Here is a 19,200-nt window from a genome sequence, read left to right on the forward strand (position 1 = left end):
GAGCAGCAGTCCTTCGCATGCATGGCAACATGCTGCGAACAGGTTTCACGGTCTCATGACAATGCGGCCCAGCGGCTTGGCCGTTTCCGCATAGGCATGGGCCGCAGCGGCCTCCGCCAAGGGGAATGTTCGGTCAATGACGGTGCGTATACGTCCGTCGGCAACAGCCTGCAAAAGCTCGTCCACGGTTGAACGGACAGCAAGTCTCTCAAAAAGCGGCCCCATGAACACGCCCGAGAGCGTCTGGTTGGCCTGCATGGCTGGCCACAGATCGACAGCCAAGTTGCCACCACCAGCATTGCCGACGAAAACAAGATGTCCCTCGGGAGCCAGCGCAGCAAGAGAATCCTGCAGCGTTGTTCCCACCGGATCGACGACGAGGTTGATGCCAACGCCATGGGTGATCTGCCGGACGGCGTCTACGACGTCATGGGCAGTACGATCCACGACATGGCTGGCGCCGAGTTCAATCAGCCGGCTGCTTCGCTGCGTTCCACTGGCCACGGCGATAACCGTGGCACCGGCTTGCGCGGCAAGTTGGACGGCGGCAAGGCCCACGCCGCCGGCTGCCGCCTGGATGAGGACAGTTTCTCCGCGTGCGAGTCCGCCGCGCGCGAAAAGGCAGTGATGCGCCGTCCCGAACGAGATCGGCAATACCGCCGCATCCGTTGCATCCACTCCATCGGGTATGCGCCATGTACGCCCCGCTGGCACAGCCCAGAGCGCAGCATGCGAGCCCTGCATGTCAAATGCCGTGACCCGATCCCCTACTCTGCGGCTTGTGACATTCGATCCAGTCGCCACCACTGTGCCCGCCGCCGCGTATCCGACAACCCAGGAAGACTGAGGTGGCGGAGTCGAGCGGCGGTTGATCAGGTCGCCACCTTCAATTGAGATCGCCTCAACGGAAATCAGTACGTCGTTAGGTCCGACCGTTGGGGTGGGAATATCGGCATACCTCAAGACGCCGGGAGCTCCCGCCGCGTCATAAACTGCTGCTTTCATAATGGTTCATCTCTGTCGTCGATGCGTTTGATCAGTAGCGAGCGAACGCTTGAATTGTTAGGCGACATTGCTCAGGGCACGTTTTGACAGCCATGCATGAATCAATCCGGCCTGAAAAAACTGCACGGAAGGTTCGAAACCTCCAGCCTCAATTATTGATGCAATCTTAATTGGCGGAAGAACGCCAACATCATTGGCATACGCTTTGCGCATGCGGTCTATCCCCTCAGGTGAAATATCTGACGATGCCATCATGCTCATCCAGGCGCGAAGCAATACTTCATATTCTGGCGATGCCACATCCGAAGCCAAATCAGAACTAGCAAGAATTCCTCCCGGCTTGAGTTTGCTAGATATTTCCCGAAAGAATCCTGATCGCGCTTGCTGGTCGAGAATGAATTGAGACACCAGAAAGCAAGTGGCCGCGTCATGAAGCCCAATGGCAGGGAGCGAATCAAGATAACCTTCGTGGAAATAACAACGAGACGTAAACCCGTCCTCCTCTGCCCGTTGTCGGCAACCATCAAGCATAGGGCCGGAAGGCTCTACTGCAGTAAACCGCCATGCAGGATTCTTCCGAGCAAGGTGGGCCAACTCCGCTCCTGTTCCCACTCCGACACAGAGAATTCGTGCGTCAGCAGGCAACTCGGCAAACAACGACTCAAGAAGGAGGTACAAGCAATCTTTGATCGCTGCCGTTTTGGCCCACTGCATCTCGTAGCTGGCGGCCTGTTGATCGAATAGCGCCTTAACTTCCTCTTGATTCATTCTTTTCTCCGCATTCTTGCTGCCTAATACGATTTTTATCCAAGCATTATCAGAAACTGTAGATCAACAACCAAATACCATTGAAGATGGCATGTACAACGAACCCAGGCCAGATGGATTGAGTCCTGCGAAACAAGAACCCGGTTAAGAGGCCAACGATAAAGGCATTTAGCAGGACAACGCTAAATCCATGGACGACTGCAAAGATCATTGCACTGCCCACCACTCCGGCCCATGCGCCGTATCGGTTCAGTGCATTGGCGATAACGCCACGGAATAAGGCTTCCTCACCCAGCGGCGTTAGTATGCCCCCCATGAGGATTAAGGTGAGGAGCATCATCGGGCCATCCCGTGCCGCAGCTTGGAAGTCGCCCTGCGTGTTCTGCTCGGTGACGAACAGGAAGTACACGTGCTCTGCCAGAACGCTCAACCCGAATGCGGCAATACCAAGCACAACACCTATGGCTAGCCAACGCGACCTCGCGGCTTTGAACCCGAAGGCCTGAAAGTCTCGAATGCGCAGTGCATATGCAGCCAATAAGGCGAGCATGCCAGCAACACCATTGGCAGCCATCCCCACGATGCCACGCCAAGCGGACTGTTCGTCCGGCATCAGCACGAGTAACAATGCGATCAGCAGAAGCAGCAACAGGTAGCTGATTAATGCGATAGCGATCTCTGGCAACCCTGATCCATTCACGGCGTCACCGCCATGACAGCAGCTTGGTCAATAGCGGCAATGGTGTCGTTGCGCTTGCTACTGGAGGCTTCGATTTCTACCGGATAGATCGCCACGACGATGGATGCCTGTGCGGGCGGCCACATCACGGTCAGCGCCATGGTTGGCAAGAGTTGCATCGCCTTCTTCATAGTTCTGATTCCTCATCAGGATCAGACATATTTCCTGGCGTTGGTCTGATGATTTCGGATGACTCGATGGCCTGCACACGCTCGATGAAGCGAGCCAGCGTCTCTGAGGGCTGTGCATCCAAGCGCAGCAGGTAGGTCGTTAGCATTGGCGAACGACCAGCTAATGGTCTCACGACGACACCCTGCTCTCGGCTTGCGGTGATGAGCGCGGCACCAGTAAGTCCCAGCGCGAAGCCGGCCGATACCAGCGCCATCATTAAGTCGCAACTCGATACGCGCTCTACCACCATCGGTTCCATGTCCACACCGCGCAGAACGCTATCCACCTGCCGCGCATGGCCCTCGCATGACTGCGGATCGGCCAACACCAAGGGATAGCGCAGCAATTCTTCCAATGGGATGCGCTTATGGACCAGCAAGGGGTGACGCTCCGGTACAGCGACCATCAGCGGATCATTCCAGACAGGCGAGACAACGATGCCATCGTCGCCTTCATTGGAGCGGGAAAATCCTACATCGTATAGATCGTCATGCAGGCCCTTGATCTGCTGCGAAAGCGGCACTTCGGTCAGGCGGATTTCGACTTCAGGTTCCTCCTGCCGGCACAGCGCTAGCAGGGCCGGCAAGCGCGACGGCGTGATCCCGTCCGACAAGGCGACACGCAATTGTCCATCGAAACCATTGGCTACCGCCTTCACACTGTCACGCGCCTGTTGCAAGGCTGCGAAGACACGCGGCACATGATCCAGGAACCGTTTGCCCGCACGGGTCAGTCTAGTGCTGCGTGTGGTGCGAGCAAACAGCAGCACGCCCAGCTCCTCTTCCAATTCCTTGATCGCACGCGACAGCGGAGATTGCTCGATATGCAATCGCTCGGCGGCGCGGGCGAAGTGGAGCTCTTCAGCAACGGCCAGGAAGCAGCGAAGGTGGCGAAATTCCATCTATGTGCATCCTCCTATCTTTCTGGTGCAGCCTATCTATGCTTGCTTCCTGCACAGCGCTTCTTCAAGCTTCTCTCGTCCCACTCCCATCAACCATGCACGCAACGAGACAAGTTCAGGATTGATCTCCCGCATCAAATCGAGGTCTACTTCCTCTGAGAGAGGGCCATCTTGCAGGCTTGACGCCATATGGGCCAGATCGGCGTTGGAGGCCAGAACCTCGTCCGGGAAACGGAAATAGTTGATGGGCCTACCTGCCGCTTCCGAGAACACAGCCTCCAGCTCAAGGCCCGTCACACGATCACTGGCGATCTTCAGCGTCTTGCCGGCAAACCGCGCCTTGTCCGCGAACATGGCGGCAACGATTTTCCCGATGTCCTGCACGGCGGTGAGTTGGATCGAATGATCGCGGTGGATCAGGGAGACCAACCGCCCTTCATCGAGGCCGAAGCCAGGTCGAACAAGCATCTCCATGAAGATCATGGGACGGATGATGGTGGTCGTCAGCGGCAGTTCGCGGATGTATGCTTCGATACGCGGCTTAGCGTCGAAGCGCGAGACGCCTGTCGGTGCGTCGCCAGCGCTTGCGCCCGAGGAGTAGATGAAATGATCGACGTGGCTCTTTGCTGCAAGGTCAGCGACGCGTGTTCCATAACGGACTTCATCTTCTGCCGACAGGTTGGCTGGCATCACACTGAAAACGCCGTGCGCATCCTTCATGGCTGCCGCGATGACGTCGGCATCTTCCAATGATCCTTGCACGAGCTCGGCGCCTGCCTCATGCAGCGCAACTGAGGCAGGTTCGAACGGGTCTTGCACAAAAGCGCGAACAGGCCAGTGGACCTTCAGCAGCGCCTTGGCCACTGATCCGCCTTGCCGGCCGGTGGCTCCGAAAACCAAGATAGGGCGATGTACTTCGTTCATGATTCAGCTCGGAAAAAAATGAGAATGTCGTATTCTTTCCTCTATCTCTGAATTACGGAAGACGGCACTTTTTTTAACCTCAGGCACAAAAATGAAACTCTTGGACCAAGCAGGACCGGACTACCTCAGTGAACGTCTTGAAGACGATTCATCATTCCAGCCGATTCCCTCCAACGGAATCTGCACGCGACTCGGTGATAAATGGACCGTACAGGTTATCTGGCGTCTGGCCATCGCAGATGATCGTCGCCTGCGGTTTTCCGAGATCAAGCGCGAGGTGGAAGGCATCACACAGCGCATGCTGACGCTGACCTTGAGAAACCTGGAACGAGATGGCTTGGTAGAACGCCACTATTTTCCCGAAGTACCTCCGCGTGTGGAATATGAGATCACGGATATGGGGAAAAGCATGTTCCGTGCGCTGGAAGGCATCAACTTGTGGATCAGAGAAAACCTTCCGCGTGTAAAGCAATTGCGTCAAACCTACGATACCAACAAGCGCTGATGCATAGTTGGGCAGCAAGCCTTACGGGTGCGGGAGTCAGGGTAGTTTGGCAATCACCTTAATCTCGAACTGGAATCCGTAAAGCCACGTCACGCCAATCCCAGTCAAAGTGGGATAAGGCGCTTCTCCCCAGTATTCTGGAAGGACACTCCAGATAGCGTCGAGGTTGGACTCCGGATCGACGACAAAGAGGGTGACGTCAACCACGTCACTGAATGTGCAGCCCGCCGCCATAAGAACAGCACTAAGGTTATCGAATGCCAGCCTGATCTGCGCTTTGAGGTCAGGTTCAGGCGAACCATCCTCACGGCTGCCAACCTGGCCCGAAACAAACAAGAATCCGTTGGATTTGATGGCCGGTGAATATCGGTTGCGCTCATAAAGCGCCTGCCGATCGAGGGGGAAAACTGCTTCGCGTGTTGTCATGTTTGTGCCTTTGCAATAGCGAACTCTGGCCAATGAAAAAAAGGCACTTTACAGGTGCTGGCTCGGGTGAATAAACAGGCGACTCTGTTCATCATTGTTTGTAAAATACAAACAATCTGCGGAAAGAGAGGATGAAGAATGGATCGCTTCGACGCGATGCGCGCCTTTGCTCGTGTGGTGGAGGCGGGTAGCTTCACAAAGGCTGCCCAAACACTTCATATGAGCAAAACCACGGTGACGCAGCTCATCCAGCAGTTGGAAGCACGCCTGCGCGTCAAGTTGCTCCATCGCACCACCCGCAAGCTCGGTGTTACTCCCGATGGCGTGGCGTACTACGAGCGTGTTGTCCGCCTTTTGGCAGACATGGAGGATGCCGAAACCAGCTTGTCCAGTGCGACGATCACGCCCAGAGGGCGCCTCCGTGTGGATGTGCCCAGTCCGCTGGCCCGCCTCGTCCTGGTGCCGGCGCTACCGGATTTCCACGCGCGCTACCCTGATAGTTCGACATGGGCGTGAGCGACCGAGCGGTGGATCTGATCAGCGACAACGTGGATTGCGTCTTGCGTGGTGGTGAAATCAACGATCAATCCCTGATCGCACGCCATGTCGGCGATTTGCAAATCGCCGCCTACGCCGCACCGAGTTATGTGAAACGCCTCGGCACTCCCGCGAATCCGCAAGAGTTGGAAAACACCAACCATCGCATAGTGGGATTTCTGTCCTCACGTACCGGTAAGATTGATCCTTTGGTAATGCATCGTGAGAGTGAGCGTATTGAAATCAGGAGCAGCTATGTGCTCGCAGTGGATGATGGAAATGCCTACCTCGAAGCGGGGTTAGCGGGGTTAGGAGTGATTGCGCTGCCCACTTATATGGCGGCAGCACATCAGGCTTGTGGCGCCTTGATTCCGCTATTTGAACAATGGCGGTTCAATCCAATGCCGCTGTACTTGGCATTTGCACCGAACCGCCATGTCAGTGCCAAGCTGCGAGTTTTTATTGATTGGATCATTGAGCTGATGCAGCAGCACGCACCGAATTCCAGCAACCAGCAACGACATCCCAGCCCCTGATTCGTTGCTCCTCCTGTAGCGGTATTAGTCGCTATACAGCCGACCTGTTAAATCGAAATTCCACGCTGCCGTCCGACTTCCCAAGACACCCCATTACCGCGCACCATCGCAGAGATCTGCTGCCCCAGCCGCTGTTCAATTACCGGCCGCCACGGTACCAAACTGAATCCCATGCCATCGTCCAGCATCGCGTAGCGACCGCTGGCGAGCATGACCGAACGCCGGTAGATGCCGGCCACGCGGTGACCGTCGGCGACGGGCCGATGCTCCAGGCCGGTTTCGGCAGCAATGTCCTTCGCGGTCTGCGCCAATTCCCGATTGCGCAGCGTCGCTAGCAGGTCGCGCGCCAGGATCACGCGCTGCCCACGCCGCTCGGCCAGCCCCTGTTCGGCGAGGAAGTCTGCGCGCTGTTGCAGCGCCTGTCGGGCTTCGCCGCCGAAGCCCAACTCGCCCAGGCCCTTGCCGCCGCCGATCAATTGCTGATCCAGCCAGGTGGCCCCGATCACGCGGGCCTGCCGTTCGATGGGCAGATGCGATTTCAGCTCCACGGCCACGCCGCCCAGCCGTTGCGCGTCGTACTGGCGGCCACGCTCGGCCAGGTCGTCCGGCACCTTCCAGAGCCCATCGGCCACGCGCTCCACGATGCCGGCCCGGCGCAGGGCTTCCAGCCGGCGGACGTGCGCCGCCACGACTTCCTGCGGGTCGCGGCCGGGCTTGGCCCGGCCCTGCTCGATCGCCAGGTGATGATCGGTGCGGTACAGGCCATCGCTCGCCAGCGTGGCGATGTTCCTGTCGGCCGCTCGCACCTCGGTGGAACCGCGTACCTCCACCACGGCTCCGGTGAGATAGTTCGCCAGCTCGTCGCGGGCGTTCAACGCGACGTAGTGGGCCTTGCCGTCCACGCCGTCGATGACCAGATAGCCGCGGTCGTGCAGCTCGTCGGCCAGCCCTTTGGCAGCGACGCGGCCGACGATGGTGCGGCCGTCGTCGCCCGGCTCGAACACCGCCAGCTCGCGCGGCTGGCCGCTCATGGCGCGCTGCATGGTGCGGATGATGTCGCCACGCTCGCCCAGGGCGCGCAAGGTCTTCTCGGCATCGGCATGAATGGCCCAGGTGCCGGGCTGCATCTCGTCGGCCAGGCCCAGGCGCTGCAAGCGTTGCAGGCGGCCGATCAGCAGCAGGCGTTGGCGTTGCAGCCTCGGTTCATTGAAGCGTTCGATCTGCACTCGGCCGTCATCGCCGGCCTCGCGTTGCAGAGTCCGGTCGAGGCCCGTCCACCGTTCTTGCTCCACCTCGCGCCCCAAGGTCTGCTGGATCTCCAGTTCGGTGCGCGGCCCCAGCCATTCGGTCGCCAGCTCGGCGGCCCGGTGGCGGAAGCCGTGGACGATGTAGTCGCCGGCAATGATGAGGTCTTTGCCGGTGTCGTCGCGCCCGCGCACGATCAGGTGGGTGTGCGGGTTGTCGGTGTTCCAGTGATCCACCGCAACCCAATCCAGCCGCGTGCCCAGATCGGCCTCCATGCGGTTCACCAGATGCCGGGTGTAGGTACGCAGGTCGTCCAGTTCGGCCCCGTCCTCGGGCGAGACGATGAAGCGGAAATGGTGCCGGTCGTCGGCGCAGCGTTCCTTGAAGGCGTCGAGGTCAGCCGCATCGGTCTGCGGCCCGTAGGCTTGGCCCGGTTCGCCATCGCGGCCCACACCATCGCGCTCGATGTAGCGCAGGTGCTTGGCGAGCGATTGCGGGCTGGCCTGGCGCTGGTTGACCAGCAGCGTCTTGATGGTCACGCGCCGCGACATGGGAGTGAGCTTCGCCCCCGCGAAGCGCGCCGCCGTGTGCCCGCGCCCCAGGCGCGAGCCGGGCCGCTGGCCGGTGCCACGCGCCGATACCGGACGGCGCAACGAGGACTTGCCGCTGCTGGCCTTGCCCGCCTGCTTGAGCACCTTGGAGACGAAGCTCTGGCCCTGGCCCTTGCCCCGGTTCTTCGGAGCGCTGGGGCGCACCCGGAAATCGTCGTCGCGGCGGTCGGTCATGGCTGCGCTCCTTGCAAGCTCTGGCGTGTCCGGTCGTGTGAAGCACGCGGACATGCCTGCATTGGCGCGGGCCTCGCGCCACAAGCGGCACGGCGGCGAAGCCGCTGCGTGCCGCGCAACCCCCACGTGCAGACTGGCTTTCGACGCGGCCCGGTGCCGCGTCCTTTTGTCTTGCCTTCCGCCTTTGCCCCTCGCTGTCGCTCCGGGCGTCGGCGGCCCGGTGGCGCTGCGCTGCTTGCAGCCAGCCCGCCGGCGAACGCGCCGATGGCCGCAGGCCAGGCACGTTCGAGGCAAGACGCCTGCACACTGGACGGCTGCGCCGAAGGCAGCGCGAAGTGCGTTGCGAATGCACCCGCACTGCACGCGCGACGACACGGCGACGAACAGTAGAACGACACGCCCGATGGCACGACAAGATGCACGGCAACGTGCAGCGAGTCGGCCATCATGGGCGCGACTCCAGCCAGACCGGATGCGCGATGCCGATCACGGCGGATGCGCTGACCGGGCCGAAATAGCGGCTGTCGAACGACGCCGGGTTGGTCGCGCTCAACAGGAACAGCTCGCCCGGTTCGAGGCGGCGGCAAAGCTGCAAGGATGGCAGCGGCCGGCCCTGCCGGTCGGCAAGCAGCGCGGCGGCCACCGGCACGCGGTCGATGTGAACCTGACCGGCGACGATGCAGACGTGTTGTGGCGCGGCCGCGCCCACACGTTTGAGCAACGGCACGCGCGTCGGCAGGTAGCCGCGCTGCGCAGCCAGCATGGCGGCCTTGGCGGGCAGCGGCACCAACACGATGCTGTCCACGGACAGCGGACTTGGCAGCGAGGCGGTGCGCGGGGCGAACTGTTCGATGCGATACCAGCCGACCGCCACGCTGTCGGACGGGTTGTAGGTCAGGCGCGGCAGCGGCGACACGAAAGCCGCCCAGGCGAGCGCAGCGAAGCCGATGGCGGCCAGTGTCGCCACGACTATGCGAGCGCGCAGGCGCGGGCGAGGACGCGGCGGAACGGCGAGCGCGTTGGCCGTGGTGGTCGGGACGGTCATGACAACACCTTTCCAGCCAGCCAGGCGGCGTGCCGTTCCGCCGTGTATTCGGGCAGCGGCGAGCGCGCCGCGAGCCGGTTGGCGAGCGTGTGCCAGTACGCGGGCGACGTGGCGGCGGGTGCGATGCCCAGCGCCTCGATGCCGTCGATGCGTTTCAGCACGGCGCGCACGTTGGCATCGCCTTCGGCGTGCAGCAGCAGGCGCGCGCCCGGCTGCACGCCGGGGATGCGCTGCACCGCATCGAGCGGCGTGGCGGCCTGCATCACCATGAGCTGCCAGCGAATCCTGCCGTAGTCGTTGGCCTGCCAGCGGATGCGGCAGAGCATCGCGTTCGGCAGGAACACGGCGCAGCGCCGCCAGCGGTCGAGCTGGAGCGTGCGGGCCGGTTCGCCGAAGCGCAGGTAGAGCTTGAAGCGCGGTTCGATGTAGGCCAGCGAGACGCGCGTCAGCGGCACGTTGCCGGCCTGTACGGCGAGTGTCGAAAGCGCGGGCTGCGATGTAGCCGTGGGCGCGTGCGCCGCAGGTAAAGCGGATACGTTCATGGCGTGCTCTCCGGGGGGAATTCCCGTTCCAGCAGAGCGCGCAAGAGTTCGGCCACGGTCACGCCTCGCATGAATGCCGATACCTTGATGCGCGCCCGCATGGCGGGCGTGATGTCGAGCGTCAGGCGGGCCGTGTAGAGGTCGCCCTTGTTGAGTGCATCGGCGTCGCCCTGGCGAATCCACGCCTCGGCGTGCGGATTCGCAGGCGGACGCGCGCCGATGCCGACGCGCTTGGCCGTGCGTTTGCTGTTCGGTGGCCGCTTCGCTGTCATGTCGGCCACCGCAGCAGTTCATCGGTGAGCACGGCGATCTCGCGTGCGGCGGCGCTGTCGGGTGCCGTCTCGCGTGCGAGCCGACCGGCGGCCACGCTGTCGGCGAAGACGATGCGCTGGCGCACCTCGGCGTGCAGCGCCGGCAGCGGTTGCTCGGCCAGCGACTGCCGCGCTTCGCGCCCGATGATGGTGGTGCTGATGCGCCGGTTGATGACGAAGGCTGCGCGCAGCGCAGGCCGGAACACCTGCGCCTCGCGGATCAGCGCCACCATCTCGGCGCTGGCCCACACGTCGTAGGGGCTGGGCTGCACCGGGATCAGCACGCGCTCGGCCGCCAGCAGCGCGGAGCGCGCCAGGGCGGCGATGCGCGGCGGGCCGTCGATGATGACGTGATCGGCGCGTCGGGCCAGCTCCGGCGCTTCCTGGTGCAGCGTCTCGCGGGCCAGCCCTACGGCGCTGAACAGCCGTGGCAAGCCCTGCTGGCTTCTGCGCTGCGTCCAGTCCAGCGATGAACCCTGCGGGTCGGCATCGAGCAGGATGACGTGCTGGCCGCGCAGCGCGAGTTCACCCGCGATGTGCGTGGCGAGCGTGAGAACCGCGAGGATCATGGCGCGGCCCTCCAGTTTGGAGAACCGGGCTGTTCTTGCCCTGCCGAACGGGGTTGGTTTTGGGGCTGTTCTTGCCTTCGAGACTGCGGCGCTTTTTGCCTTTCGGAAGTTGTCCACCGAAACGGCGCTGCTCTACTACAAGTTAGAGATTTTGAAGTTAGGTAGTTAGAGGACGCGCAAACCAAATGCTGGCGCGGGTTTGCAGTCGATTGGCACGCCTGATAGCACGATAGTGCCACGCCTGATAGCACGATACCCCGCACGCCTGATAGCACGACACCATTCACAGGTTGTCCCGGAGTTATCCCCGTGCCGTGGGCGGCACGGGCCGGAACGTCAGCAGTTCCGCACCGCTGTCCGGCATCCGCTCGATGCCCAAGACGTAGCCGGGGAGCGACTGCCGCGCGGCGAGCGCGCGCAGGTCGCAGGCGAAGTCGTAGGGCTTGGCGGTGCTGCCGGATTTCTGGTGCAGGTAGCGGAAGTCGAACTGCCAGCCGTGCTCCTGCCACCCGCCGTGCTTGCGCACCAGGCGGTACAGCCACCGTTCGATGCCGCCGGTCAGCCGGAAGTACGCTGGGTCGATGGTCAGCACTAGGGCGGCATCGAGCACGCCGGCATAGAACCAGTCCGGCAGGATCAGCTCGATGCCCAGCGGCGTGCCGCTGGCGTCGGCCAGCTCCTTCCACTCGTTGATCCACGAGAAGCGATGCAGGCGCCGCCCGGTCGTCTCGCGGATGGACGTGGCCACCGTGGTGGATTGCAGGCGATCCAGCGCGGCTTTGAGGCGCTGGTAGTCGCGCAGCGACTTGCCGCGCCCGATGAAGCGCAGGATCTCGTAGGGCGTGGCGCGCATCAGCCGCGACGGCCGCAGGCCCGCGTCCTGCGCCTCCACGATCTGCGAGGCCGCCCATATCAGTACGTCCGCATCCCAAATCGTGGCGATGCCGTGCTCGGCCGTGCCCTCCACGCGGATCGTGACGTTGCCGGCACGGAAGTCGATGGGCTTGACCCGCTTGGACTTCGCCAGCGAGAAGAACGGATAGGCCATCAAGTCCTGGCTGTCGCGCGGCGCCATGTCGCCGGGCAAGGCGCGGAACAGGTCGAGCTGTTCGCGTTCTTGCAACGGCCGCTGCCGGGACGGCAGCGCGGTGCTGGACATGGCGATGGCCTGCCGCGCGCCGCCGATCAGCGCGCACGGCTGTCGGCCGAGTGGTGCTCGGCGTATTCGGGATCGGAAGTCGTCTCGAAGCTGCGGTCGGCGGCCCAGGCATCGAGGTCGGCCACGGCGTACATGACACGGCGGCCGAACTTGCGAAAGCGCGGGCCACCGCCAATCACGCGCTGCTTTTCGAGCGTGCGCGGCGATAGGCGTAGGTACTCGGCGGCTTCGTCGTTGGTGAGATAGCGTTGAGGTTGCGCGGCAGCGGTCGAGACAGTGGCGGCAGGCCGCAAAGGAGCGGGACGCATGGTGTGAACCTCCATCGTTTGAAAACGCCCGGCCACACAGCGCGACCGGATGGAGGCAGTCTCAAGAAGCGAGGGGTTTCCGATCAGGGCCGTTTTGCGTCCGCATCAAAACGACCCTTCTCAAGCGGCGGAAGCTGTGCTAACCGGCGATAGCCGCTACGCATCAGCGCATCGCCGCGCCGCACCAGGCGGCGCACCTTGGAGCGCAGGCCGCCGTCGCTGTACCAATCGGCCGCGGCGTCGGCACCGAACAGCCCTTCGCCTACATCGCGCAAGGACGCGCCCGCCAGGGTCGCGTCGAGCGCCTGCAAGGTATGCAGCTCCAGCAGCGCGGCAGGTGGTGGCCTGGGCTTGGCGTCGGCCAAAGCTGTGCCGGGCGTATGGCGACGCGCATGCGCGGCAGCGCCGCCGCGATGGGCATAAGCCACGGCCATGCCGTCTTCCAGGCCGGGCGCCAGCGCGAAGCGCAGGCAACGGCCAGGGCTGCGCGCGATCAGCGCCAGCCCCTTACCGTCGTGCAGCAGTTGCTTGTGGCCGGGGATGCGCCAGAACGCGAAGGTGGCGGTATCCTGCGGCGGGTCGGCATCGGGATAGAGCTGCACCACGGCCGCATGGCCAGGCAGCCAAGCCGGATGCGCGTCACGCGCATCCAGGGCTGGGTCTTCCAGCAAGCGCAGGCCCCAGCGATGCGCCGCTCCCTGTGCCGTCTGTGGCCGGCGATAGCGACGCAGCCAGTCGAGCCGGTAGTCGGGGTTCCTGCGCAGGTATTCCCAAGCGAGCGCAAGGTCGTCCAGATGCAGCGCGTACAGGTACGCGGCTGTCGGATACCAAGGCTCGGCGCTGCGATCGACCATGACGCCATCTCCCTGCGAACAGGACTGGCCGCCACGAAAGGACTACGCGCTACATCGTCAGAACATCAGGGATTGCAAGGTGGCTGGTGGGTGTCAAGACCGATTGGCTCCGATGCGTTGCGGTATTCGTCTCAATGCTGCGGCGGCAACGCCCCGAAATGGGGCGCCGTACAGACCAGCCTGCCGCAGCCCGCGTCGGGCATCATGTCTATTTGAATCAGACTGGTGCGGCTGCGCCGCAAGAATGCTGATTGAGACCTGCCCGGTATGACACCAGACTGAAAAAGTCACAGTAGGCTGTGCTCAGTCCGGGATAGCCCCGTCTTGCTCGGCCAAGCAGGTGTATTCCGACAGCGTGCGCGTGGGTCGGAAATAGAGGTCGCGTAGTACGGGCTGCTGGCGCGGCCCGACGATGCCGGCGAGCTCGGACAGCTTGACGGTGCCCTGCGCCGGCATCCCGATCCCTAGGTCGATGAGGCCCCAGGCAGTGTCGCCATCGGCGGGATCGAGCGCGGCCAGCAGCCAGGTCACATGCGCGTCCGGCGTGAACAGACGCACGACGGGCACCGGGTCGATGGCTTGCCCAGCGGCGCGGGCCGCGCCGTTGGCGAGCAGTTGCGCGCGCTCCGGGGCGGTGGTGAGTGACTGGGGCATGGTCGGCAATCCCACAAATCCAATGATGCACGAATGCGGCTTCACGCCGAAGCGCGGAACCGCTAAGCCGGATTTGCGCCTTCGTGCGCAAGCGCGGATGCGGTTTCGTGGCTTTGCTGAAACCCGCTGATGCGGACTTCCGTAAAGGCACAGAGACGAAGAATAACATCAAATGAACACTATAGATTGTAGCTCTATAGGGCGCAATGGGCTGTCATCTTGGTTTCTCGAGGGAAACCATAGGTGGCGGCTGGGAACTCATTGGCGAAGGCGTTGAAGACGGTCAGGAAGGCGCGTGGCTTGAGCCAGGAAGCCTTCTCTGACGTGTCCAGCCGCACCTACATGAGCACCCTGGAACGCGACCTCAAAAGCCCGACCCTGCACAAGCTGGCCGAGCTGTGCGAGGTGATGGAGATCCACCCGCTCACGCTGCTGACGCTGGCCTACGCGGGCGATAGCCCGCGCAAGGCCGACGAGCTGCTGGCGCAGGTGCGCCGGGAGCTGGAGGCGGTGCTGAAGGAACGCGACGCGGCGAAGCCGCGCGCATGATTTGCTGCGACCAGCAGCACAGCGCCCCGCCGCGATGGGCGGGGCGCTGCTGCGGTCACGCCGCCTGGGGCTTGCTGCGCGACCAGATCAGGTCGTGCGTGCCGTCCTCGCCTTCGATCAGGCGAGCATAGACCGCTGCCGGGAACGAAGGATCGTCGAGGGTCACGGACAGGTACTCGCGGCCGGCCTCGCTGGTCTTCTTCCATGCCGCGCCGATGTCGTGGCCTGCGGCCTGGAGGCGGAAGTCGGGGGCGTTCTCGCTGCTGCCCTTGTCGTTGGGAACCAGCTTGACCTTGGCGTTGAGCGTCAGGGTGCGCAGCGTGCCGGTGAAGCCGTCTTTATCTGCGGTGAAGGTGCCGATGTTGGCCATGATGTTTTCTCCTTTCGGTTGAACAAGGGTCGCGCCCATCGCGTCCTTGTTGTAATCCGGCCGGCGGGGGACGGGCTGGCTGCACCGCTTGCGGTCGCAACGTAGTGGAGAACCGGGAGGCGAAAAGAATTTGCCCCGTGAGGAATGCGCGCAGCGCAGGGGAAATTGTTTTCGCCGGACGGTTGCAGCCATGAAGCCCGAGGCGCAGCCGCGCCACCGCCAGGATTCACAACGAGACAAGGACGCCTTGGGCCGACCCACCCGCGAAAGGAGACAGGGCCGACTCGGCATCCCCGCACGAAGGCTGCACCGGCGCGCGTCCTGACACGGGCCAGGTCAATGCCCCGACGACAAGGCAAGAACGTCCCTGCCGCAGATTGCGGCCACATGCTTGAGGCGTGGCATGGAAGCTCCATAGCGAGGCTGCGCGGCTGTCGGTGAACCGTCCTTCGTGATGGACAGGCAACGAATCGCCAGCGTCGAGGACGGCACGCTTTCGCACAACCTGCCGCAGCAAGCCGGGGCGCAGCCCCACAAGCACTGCCCATCGCGGCGGGGCGCCATCGAAACCTCGCCCGCGCCAGCGGGCACCGATTGCCGTGCCGCGCGCAAGGCTGTTGCGCGCTCGCCCGGTCGCCGCCTGGCTGAAGGCGGCGACCGGGCGATTTTGTTTTGGATGTTGGAGCCGGGCGCGGCCACCGCCGCGCCCGGATTTTGGAACATCCCCCGGCTCAATGTGCCGGGGAATGCTGCTGCTATTCCTTCGTCTCGATGAGCCACCACACGGCACGCGGCAAGGCGCGGCCCGTGATGAGGTGAATGTCGGTGAGGTCGGCGCAGGCCGTCCAGCCCGAGGGCGGACGGTAGCCGCGCACGTCACCTTCGCCGTGCCAGCGGCGGGCGCGTACCGTGCCGGGGGCATAGGTCGCCGCCATGCGTGGGCGGCTGGTCGTGGTGCGGGTCATGGGCGGCTCTCCTTCCAGCGAAGCGCCCCGGTCGAGGCCGGGGCGCTTGCCTTCGGCGCGGGTCAAGCGGCCAGTGCCTCGGCGGGTTCATCCGCCACGGCGTCGGCATCCTCCGGGGCGTCCTGCTTTGGGCCTGCTTCCCGCACGGCGTCCTGCGGGCCTGCGGCCTTGAAGATGGCGGGCATCCAGCCCGTGCTATCGGCCAGCCGCTCGGCTTCGCTGGCAATGTCGGCTTTCTTGAGCTTCGCCAGCCGGTTGACCTGCTCGGGCGCGTACTCGCCCAAGGCATCCAGAATCGCGGCCTTGGAAATGTGCTTGAAGTAGCCTTCTGCGGTCGGCTTCCACCATGCAGCCATGTCGAGGCCCACGGCCTGCGCCAGTTCCTCGCCGCGCTGGTGCGTCGTGGCGCGGGGCGTCACCACGTCCACCGTTGCGGCCACGCATACCGCCAGCAGGCGCACCAGTTCGTCTTGCGGCTTCGCCAGTAGCACGGCGAACATTTCGGCACTGTCGTCCGGCAAGGCAACACCTGCCACCTGTTGCAGTTCGCGCAGCGCCACGGCGGCGGGCGATTCCGGCCAGTCCGGGGCCATGCCTTCCAGCCGGTCTTGCACGGTGAGGCGCAAGCCCAACGGCAGGCCATCGCCGTAGGCGTCGGGCTGCAAGACGGTCTGCACCATGCCATGCACCAGCGCAGCCAGCGCGGCTTGCGGATGCCGGGCGACTTCAATTTGCAGCGCGGCGGTGCGGTGGGCGCTCAACCGCTGCGCCAGGCGATCGGACAGGCTCGCGGCCTTGGGTGCGTCGTTGTCGTCGTCCTCGCGCTCGTCGTTGGCGGCTTCGCCTTCGGTGCTGCCGAAACCGCGCCGCAGCTTGTCGAGCGCGCGCAGCGCCTTCGCTTCGGCCTCGCGCAGCAGGCCGCGATGAATGACGGCCTCGCCGTTGCGGTCGATGGTGACGATGGCCCCGGCCACGTCGCGCACCTCGGGCGCATAGCCTTGCAAGGCGTCCTCCGCGTCTTGCAATTCCCCGACCACCTGATCGCGCCACTGTTCCAGCTTCTCGGCCTTGGCCTCGTCCTCGGCGTCGGCGTCGGCGTCGGCGTCGGCGTCGGCGTCGGCGTCGCAAGCATCTTCCAGTTCGGCGTCGTTCTTTTCGAGGCGGGTTTCCAGCGAGGCGATGCGGCGGGCCTCGCGGGTCGTCGGCTCGCGGCGGTGGTGCGGGGCGTTCTGGAACGCGTGCCGTTCCTCGTAGGCCAGATGCGGTACGGCCTCCACCCATGCCCAACCCTCGGCGCGCACGTCCTCGGCCAGCGTTGTCAGCTTGTCGCGCACCAGCGTTTCCAGCATTGCGGTATCGGTGAGGTAGGTTCCGGCATCGCCTTCGGCGAACAGGTCGCGGCGGACGCCACCGCCTGCCTGTCGGTAGGTGTCCAGCCCGACGAAGCGCACCAGCGGGTGCGTGGCGTCGATTTCGCGCTCGGTCAGGCGCTCGCGCAGCTTGGACGGGCTGCGCTGCCATTCCGGCGCGCCATAGAACGCGGCTTCCTGCGCGGTGTGGTCGTCGGTAATGGTCAAGGCCATCAACTGTTCCAGCGTCACGCCACCGACCCGGTAGTCGGCCATCAGGCGCGGCGCGATGTGGGCGAGCTTCAAGCGGCGCTGCACCACCAGCGGGGACACGCCGAAGTCTGCGGCAATGTCCTCGATGGGCCGGCCTTCCTTGACCAGCGCGGCGAACGCCTCGAACTGGTCGGCGGGGTGCATCTGCTCGCGCATCAGGTTTTCCGCGAGGCTGACGGTGCGGGCCGAAGCATCGGGCACCAGCAGGCACGGCACTTCGTAGTCGGCGGGGATGCGCTTCTTCTTCGCCAGCAGCTTCAAGGCGGTCAGGCGGCGTTCACCGGCCACCACCTCGTAAGTCTCGCCATCGGCGGAAAGGATGACGATAAGGTTTTGGAGCAGGCCGATGCGGGCAATGCTCGCGGCCAGTTCGGGGATGGACAGGCGCGGCATCTTGCGGGCATTGCGCTTTGAGCGGCGCGGCAGCAACTGCGAGAGGGGAACCAAGATCAGGTTCTTGGTCGGGTCGGCCAGTTCCAGCGGTGCGGCGGTTTCGATGGCGACGGTTTCGGTTTTGAGTACGGCGTTCATGGTGATAACTCCTTGCGGTTGGGATGCAGCAGCGAGAGAAGCGGCAAGGGCTGCTGCCTGCCCCTGCCGCGTGGGGATTCAGGCTTTCAACTGGCGCAGGCCATCGGCCAGCAGCCACAGGGCGCGGTTCAGGCGCACGCTTTGGTCGATGCCCTGCACGGGCCGGGTGGTCTGGCGGCGGCCATTCGCGGCGCGGGCGGACAGGCCGCCTTTGGTCAAGTTCTCCTGCGTGCGGTTGAACACGCTCCACAGGTCGCGGCGGTCGTCGTCATGGCGGCGCGGCATCAGGATTTGCGATTCCGTGACGGGCGCGGGCTTGTCCTCGTCGTACTTCAAGGCCAGCGCGGCGCGGGCGAACACTTCCGATTCCCCGGCGTCGAGCGTGATGGCGCGCATGGCATCGCGCGATTCCTGCGCCCGGTCGAAGCCGTGCAGGACTTCGTAAGCGCCTTCGATGACGTGCCCGGCTACGTCGCCCTTGTGCGGCACGCGCACGTCGGCCACGGTGTCGCCGCAGACAAGGCCATTGCTGCAAACGAAGCGGAACATTCCGGCCAGCATCTGATAGCTGCTGGTGCCGTCATGGGAGTTCAGCAGGATAATTTCGTTGGCCTCGCGGCCGTTGATCTGGCTGGCGTGGCGCAGCCGGATCATGTGCTTCGTGTAATCGCGGCGGTCGTCGTGGCGCACGCGGGTCTGCGTCACCATGAAAGGCTCGTACCCTCCCCGCGCAGTTCTTGCAGCACGGTCGCGGTGGGGATGTAGCTGTACCGCTCGGAGCGGCTTTCGTGCGGGGCGTCCGCGAAGATGGACGGGGCCACGGCCCGAATTTGGTCATCGGACAAGGGACGTTCCGAACGCAGCACCGGGGAACGGGAAGCGAAGCGGGATGCGAGTTGCATGGCATTTCTCCTGAGAAAGAAAGAAGGGTTTGCTGTTCACCGCACACCGGATTCCTAGATTCGGAGCCCAGCCTTTCGGCTGTTCGGTGCGGTCGGCACGAGGAACCCGGTTGGCCCTGTTGCCACCGTCTTTCCTGAGTTCATCGCCCGCGACGGTCAGGAGCGCGCAGACGGGGACCGTCAAGGAGGCAAGCGCAGGGGTTGGTGCGGCCCGCAGGCGCAGTCGAGGACACGGCCCTGCGCGCCTTGACGGCACCCGGCCGCGGGCTACAGTCGC

Annotated in this window: 22 protein-coding genes and 2 pseudogenes; 4 read left to right on the forward strand and 20 right to left on the reverse strand. The window is 63.9% G+C overall.

Annotated elements, in window-relative coordinates; translation table 11 throughout:
* Nucleotides 1-45: 45 nt before the first annotated feature.
* Genes IE209_RS19320 through IE209_RS19345 form a run of 6 tightly spaced genes read right to left on the reverse strand, consistent with a single transcriptional unit; the run spans nucleotide 46 to nucleotide 4,508 of the window.
* Nucleotides 46-1,005 carry a quinone oxidoreductase family protein gene (locus tag IE209_RS19320; protein ID WP_189688550.1) on the reverse strand — a complete coding sequence of 320 codons (960 nt, stop codon included), beginning with the start codon at nucleotides 1,003-1,005 and terminating at the stop codon, nucleotides 46-48.
* Between the two features lie 57 nt (nucleotides 1,006-1,062).
* Nucleotides 1,063-1,773, reverse strand: a complete 711-nt coding sequence (locus IE209_RS19325; RefSeq protein ID WP_189688551.1) for a class I SAM-dependent methyltransferase — start codon at nucleotides 1,771-1,773, stop codon at nucleotides 1,063-1,065.
* 49 nt (nucleotides 1,774-1,822) lie between these two features.
* A complete protein-coding gene (locus IE209_RS19330; protein WP_229882946.1) occupies nucleotides 1,823-2,458 on the reverse strand; it encodes a CPBP family intramembrane glutamic endopeptidase in 636 nt (211 codons plus the stop codon).
* A gap of 11 nt (nucleotides 2,459-2,469) precedes the next feature.
* Entirely contained in the window at nucleotides 2,470-2,643 is a 174-nt protein-coding gene (locus IE209_RS19335) for a hypothetical protein (RefSeq protein ID WP_189688552.1), read from the reverse strand.
* Nucleotides 2,640-3,584 carry a LysR family transcriptional regulator gene (locus tag IE209_RS19340; RefSeq protein ID WP_189688553.1) on the reverse strand — a complete coding sequence of 315 codons (945 nt, stop codon included), beginning with the start codon at nucleotides 3,582-3,584 and terminating at the stop codon, nucleotides 2,640-2,642. Before IE209_RS19340 ends, IE209_RS19335 begins: the two co-directional genes overlap by 4 nt.
* 36 nt (nucleotides 3,585-3,620) lie before the next feature.
* On the reverse strand, nucleotides 3,621-4,508 hold the full coding sequence (locus IE209_RS19345; protein ID WP_189688554.1) for an NmrA/HSCARG family protein: 888 nt from the start codon (nucleotides 4,506-4,508) through the stop codon (nucleotides 3,621-3,623).
* 91 nt (nucleotides 4,509-4,599) lie between these two features.
* Between IE209_RS19345 and IE209_RS19350 the strand changes: the two genes are divergently transcribed.
* Entirely contained in the window at nucleotides 4,600-5,013 is a 414-nt protein-coding gene (locus IE209_RS19350; RefSeq protein WP_189688555.1) for a winged helix-turn-helix transcriptional regulator, read from the forward strand.
* Between the two features lie 36 nt (nucleotides 5,014-5,049).
* On the opposite strand, the gene IE209_RS19355 is transcribed toward IE209_RS19350, so the two are convergent.
* Complete coding sequence (locus IE209_RS19355) at nucleotides 5,050-5,439, reverse strand: RidA family protein (protein WP_189688556.1); 390 nt, start codon at nucleotides 5,437-5,439, stop codon at nucleotides 5,050-5,052.
* 138 nt (nucleotides 5,440-5,577) lie between these two features.
* Here IE209_RS19355 and IE209_RS19360 point away from each other — a divergent pair.
* Nucleotides 5,578-6,512 (forward strand): annotated as a pseudogene (locus IE209_RS19360) (LysR family transcriptional regulator).
* 47 nt (nucleotides 6,513-6,559) lie between these two features.
* Here IE209_RS19360 and IE209_RS19365 read toward each other — a convergent pair.
* The 9 genes from IE209_RS19365 to IE209_RS19405 form a co-directional block, all read right to left on the reverse strand.
* Nucleotides 6,560-8,542, reverse strand: a complete 1,983-nt coding sequence (locus tag IE209_RS19365; protein ID WP_189688557.1) for a relaxase/mobilization nuclease and DUF3363 domain-containing protein — start codon at nucleotides 8,540-8,542, stop codon at nucleotides 6,560-6,562.
* A 445-nt stretch (nucleotides 8,543-8,987) separates the two neighbouring features.
* On the reverse strand, nucleotides 8,988-9,587 hold the full coding sequence (locus IE209_RS19370) for a S26 family signal peptidase (RefSeq protein ID WP_189688558.1): 600 nt from the start codon (nucleotides 9,585-9,587) through the stop codon (nucleotides 8,988-8,990).
* Nucleotides 9,584-10,129, reverse strand: a complete 546-nt coding sequence (locus IE209_RS19375) for a DUF2840 domain-containing protein (protein ID WP_189688559.1) — start codon at nucleotides 10,127-10,129, stop codon at nucleotides 9,584-9,586. The genes IE209_RS19370 and IE209_RS19375 overlap by 4 nt, the downstream gene beginning before the upstream one ends.
* A complete protein-coding gene (locus IE209_RS19380) occupies nucleotides 10,126-10,401 on the reverse strand; it encodes a chromosome partitioning protein ParB (protein ID WP_189688632.1) in 276 nt (91 codons plus the stop codon). The genes IE209_RS19375 and IE209_RS19380 overlap by 4 nt, the downstream gene beginning before the upstream one ends.
* Nucleotides 10,398-11,009 carry a ParA family partition ATPase gene (gene parA / locus IE209_RS19385; RefSeq protein WP_189688560.1) on the reverse strand — a complete coding sequence of 204 codons (612 nt, stop codon included), beginning with the start codon at nucleotides 11,007-11,009 and terminating at the stop codon, nucleotides 10,398-10,400. Before parA ends, IE209_RS19380 begins: the two co-directional genes overlap by 4 nt.
* A 301-nt stretch (nucleotides 11,010-11,310) precedes the next feature.
* A complete protein-coding gene (locus IE209_RS19390) occupies nucleotides 11,311-12,168 on the reverse strand; it encodes a replication initiator protein A (protein ID WP_189688561.1) in 858 nt (285 codons plus the stop codon).
* Nucleotides 12,169-12,194: 26 nt separating this feature from the next.
* Nucleotides 12,195-12,476: a helix-turn-helix transcriptional regulator gene (locus IE209_RS19395; protein WP_003107109.1), complete on the reverse strand. Its 282-nt coding sequence runs from the start codon at nucleotides 12,474-12,476 to the stop codon at nucleotides 12,195-12,197.
* An 83-nt stretch (nucleotides 12,477-12,559) separates the two neighbouring features.
* Entirely contained in the window at nucleotides 12,560-13,330 is a 771-nt protein-coding gene (locus IE209_RS19400; protein ID WP_189688562.1) for a DUF2285 domain-containing protein, read from the reverse strand.
* Nucleotides 13,331-13,633: 303 nt separating this feature from the next.
* The gene (locus IE209_RS19405) at nucleotides 13,634-13,984 is read right to left on the reverse strand and encodes a DUF2958 domain-containing protein (RefSeq protein ID WP_189688563.1); all 351 of its coding nucleotides are present in this window, start codon (nucleotides 13,982-13,984) and stop codon (nucleotides 13,634-13,636) included.
* 243 nt (nucleotides 13,985-14,227) lie between these two features.
* Between IE209_RS19405 and IE209_RS19410 the strand changes: the two genes are divergently transcribed.
* Nucleotides 14,228-14,533 (forward strand): helix-turn-helix domain-containing protein, encoded by a 306-nt coding sequence (locus IE209_RS19410; RefSeq protein ID WP_026088574.1) that lies wholly within the window; start codon nucleotides 14,228-14,230, stop codon nucleotides 14,531-14,533.
* Nucleotides 14,534-14,588: 55 nt separating this feature from the next.
* Here the strand turns inward: IE209_RS19410 and IE209_RS19415 are convergent, their stop codons facing one another.
* Nucleotides 14,589-14,903, reverse strand: coding sequence for a DUF736 domain-containing protein (locus IE209_RS19415; protein WP_019396536.1), 315 nt, complete (start codon nucleotides 14,901-14,903; stop codon nucleotides 14,589-14,591).
* A 454-nt stretch (nucleotides 14,904-15,357) separates the two neighbouring features.
* On the opposite strand from IE209_RS19415, the gene IE209_RS19420 reads away from it, so the two are divergent.
* Nucleotides 15,358-15,678, forward strand: a complete 321-nt coding sequence (locus IE209_RS19420) for a hypothetical protein (RefSeq protein ID WP_189688564.1) — start codon at nucleotides 15,358-15,360, stop codon at nucleotides 15,676-15,678.
* Here the strand turns inward: IE209_RS19420 and IE209_RS19425 are convergent.
* The 3 genes and pseudogenes from IE209_RS19425 to IE209_RS19435 all read right to left on the reverse strand — a co-directional run bounded on the left by IE209_RS19425 (nucleotide 15,659) and on the right by IE209_RS19435 (nucleotide 18,923).
* Nucleotides 15,659-15,868 carry a hypothetical protein gene (locus IE209_RS19425; protein ID WP_189688565.1) on the reverse strand — a complete coding sequence of 70 codons (210 nt, stop codon included), beginning with the start codon at nucleotides 15,866-15,868 and terminating at the stop codon, nucleotides 15,659-15,661. The two genes, IE209_RS19420 and IE209_RS19425, sit on opposite strands and share 20 nt — an antisense overlap.
* A gap of 62 nt (nucleotides 15,869-15,930) precedes the next feature.
* Nucleotides 15,931-18,021 (reverse strand): ParB/RepB/Spo0J family partition protein, encoded by a 2,091-nt coding sequence (locus IE209_RS19430; protein WP_189688566.1) that lies wholly within the window; start codon nucleotides 18,019-18,021, stop codon nucleotides 15,931-15,933.
* A 78-nt stretch (nucleotides 18,022-18,099) separates the two neighbouring features.
* Nucleotides 18,100-18,923: pseudogene (locus tag IE209_RS19435) on the reverse strand (DUF932 domain-containing protein).
* Nucleotides 18,924-19,200 lie beyond the last annotated feature (277 nt).

The organism is Pseudorhodoferax aquiterrae (assembly GCF_014652235.1).
GTDB lineage: Bacteria > Pseudomonadota > Gammaproteobacteria > Burkholderiales > Burkholderiaceae_C > Pseudorhodoferax > Pseudorhodoferax aquiterrae.

Excerpts from the sequence above, each read along its gene's own strand:
- IE209_RS19320 (WP_189688550.1), bottom strand. The coding sequence starts at position 1,005 with ATGAAAGCAGCAGTTTATGACGCGGCGGGAGCTCCCGGCGTCTTGAGG.
- IE209_RS19325 (WP_189688551.1), bottom strand. The coding sequence starts at position 1,773 with ATGAATCAAGAGGAAGTTAAGGCGCTATTCGATCAACAGGCCGCCAGC.
- IE209_RS19335 (WP_189688552.1), bottom strand. The coding sequence starts at position 2,643 with ATGAAGAAGGCGATGCAACTCTTGCCAACCATGGCGCTGACCGTGATG.
- IE209_RS19340 (WP_189688553.1), bottom strand. The coding sequence starts at position 3,584 with ATGGAATTTCGCCACCTTCGCTGCTTCCTGGCCGTTGCTGAAGAGCTC.
- IE209_RS19345 (WP_189688554.1), bottom strand. The coding sequence starts at position 4,508 with ATGAACGAAGTACATCGCCCTATCTTGGTTTTCGGAGCCACCGGCCGG.
- IE209_RS19350 (WP_189688555.1), top strand. The coding sequence starts at position 4,600 with ATGAAACTCTTGGACCAAGCAGGACCGGACTACCTCAGTGAACGTCTT.
- IE209_RS19355 (WP_189688556.1), bottom strand. The coding sequence starts at position 5,439 with ATGACAACACGCGAAGCAGTTTTCCCCCTCGATCGGCAGGCGCTTTAT.
- IE209_RS19365 (WP_189688557.1), bottom strand. The coding sequence starts at position 8,542 with ATGACCGACCGCCGCGACGACGATTTCCGGGTGCGCCCCAGCGCTCCG.
- IE209_RS19370 (WP_189688558.1), bottom strand. The coding sequence starts at position 9,587 with ATGACCGTCCCGACCACCACGGCCAACGCGCTCGCCGTTCCGCCGCGT.
- IE209_RS19375 (WP_189688559.1), bottom strand. The coding sequence starts at position 10,129 with ATGAACGTATCCGCTTTACCTGCGGCGCACGCGCCCACGGCTACATCG.
- IE209_RS19380 (WP_189688632.1), bottom strand. The coding sequence starts at position 10,401 with ATGACAGCGAAGCGGCCACCGAACAGCAAACGCACGGCCAAGCGCGTC.
- parA (WP_189688560.1), bottom strand. The coding sequence starts at position 11,009 with ATGATCCTCGCGGTTCTCACGCTCGCCACGCACATCGCGGGTGAACTC.
- IE209_RS19390 (WP_189688561.1), bottom strand. The coding sequence starts at position 12,168 with ATGTCCAGCACCGCGCTGCCGTCCCGGCAGCGGCCGTTGCAAGAACGC.
- IE209_RS19395 (WP_003107109.1), bottom strand. The coding sequence starts at position 12,476 with ATGCGTCCCGCTCCTTTGCGGCCTGCCGCCACTGTCTCGACCGCTGCC.
- IE209_RS19400 (WP_189688562.1), bottom strand. The coding sequence starts at position 13,330 with ATGGTCGATCGCAGCGCCGAGCCTTGGTATCCGACAGCCGCGTACCTG.
- IE209_RS19405 (WP_189688563.1), bottom strand. The coding sequence starts at position 13,984 with ATGCCCCAGTCACTCACCACCGCCCCGGAGCGCGCGCAACTGCTCGCC.
- IE209_RS19415 (WP_019396536.1), bottom strand. The coding sequence starts at position 14,903 with ATGGCCAACATCGGCACCTTCACCGCAGATAAAGACGGCTTCACCGGC.
- IE209_RS19420 (WP_189688564.1), top strand. The coding sequence starts at position 15,358 with ATGGACAGGCAACGAATCGCCAGCGTCGAGGACGGCACGCTTTCGCAC.
- IE209_RS19425 (WP_189688565.1), bottom strand. The coding sequence starts at position 15,868 with ATGACCCGCACCACGACCAGCCGCCCACGCATGGCGGCGACCTATGCC.
- IE209_RS19430 (WP_189688566.1), bottom strand. The coding sequence starts at position 18,021 with ATGAACGCCGTACTCAAAACCGAAACCGTCGCCATCGAAACCGCCGCA.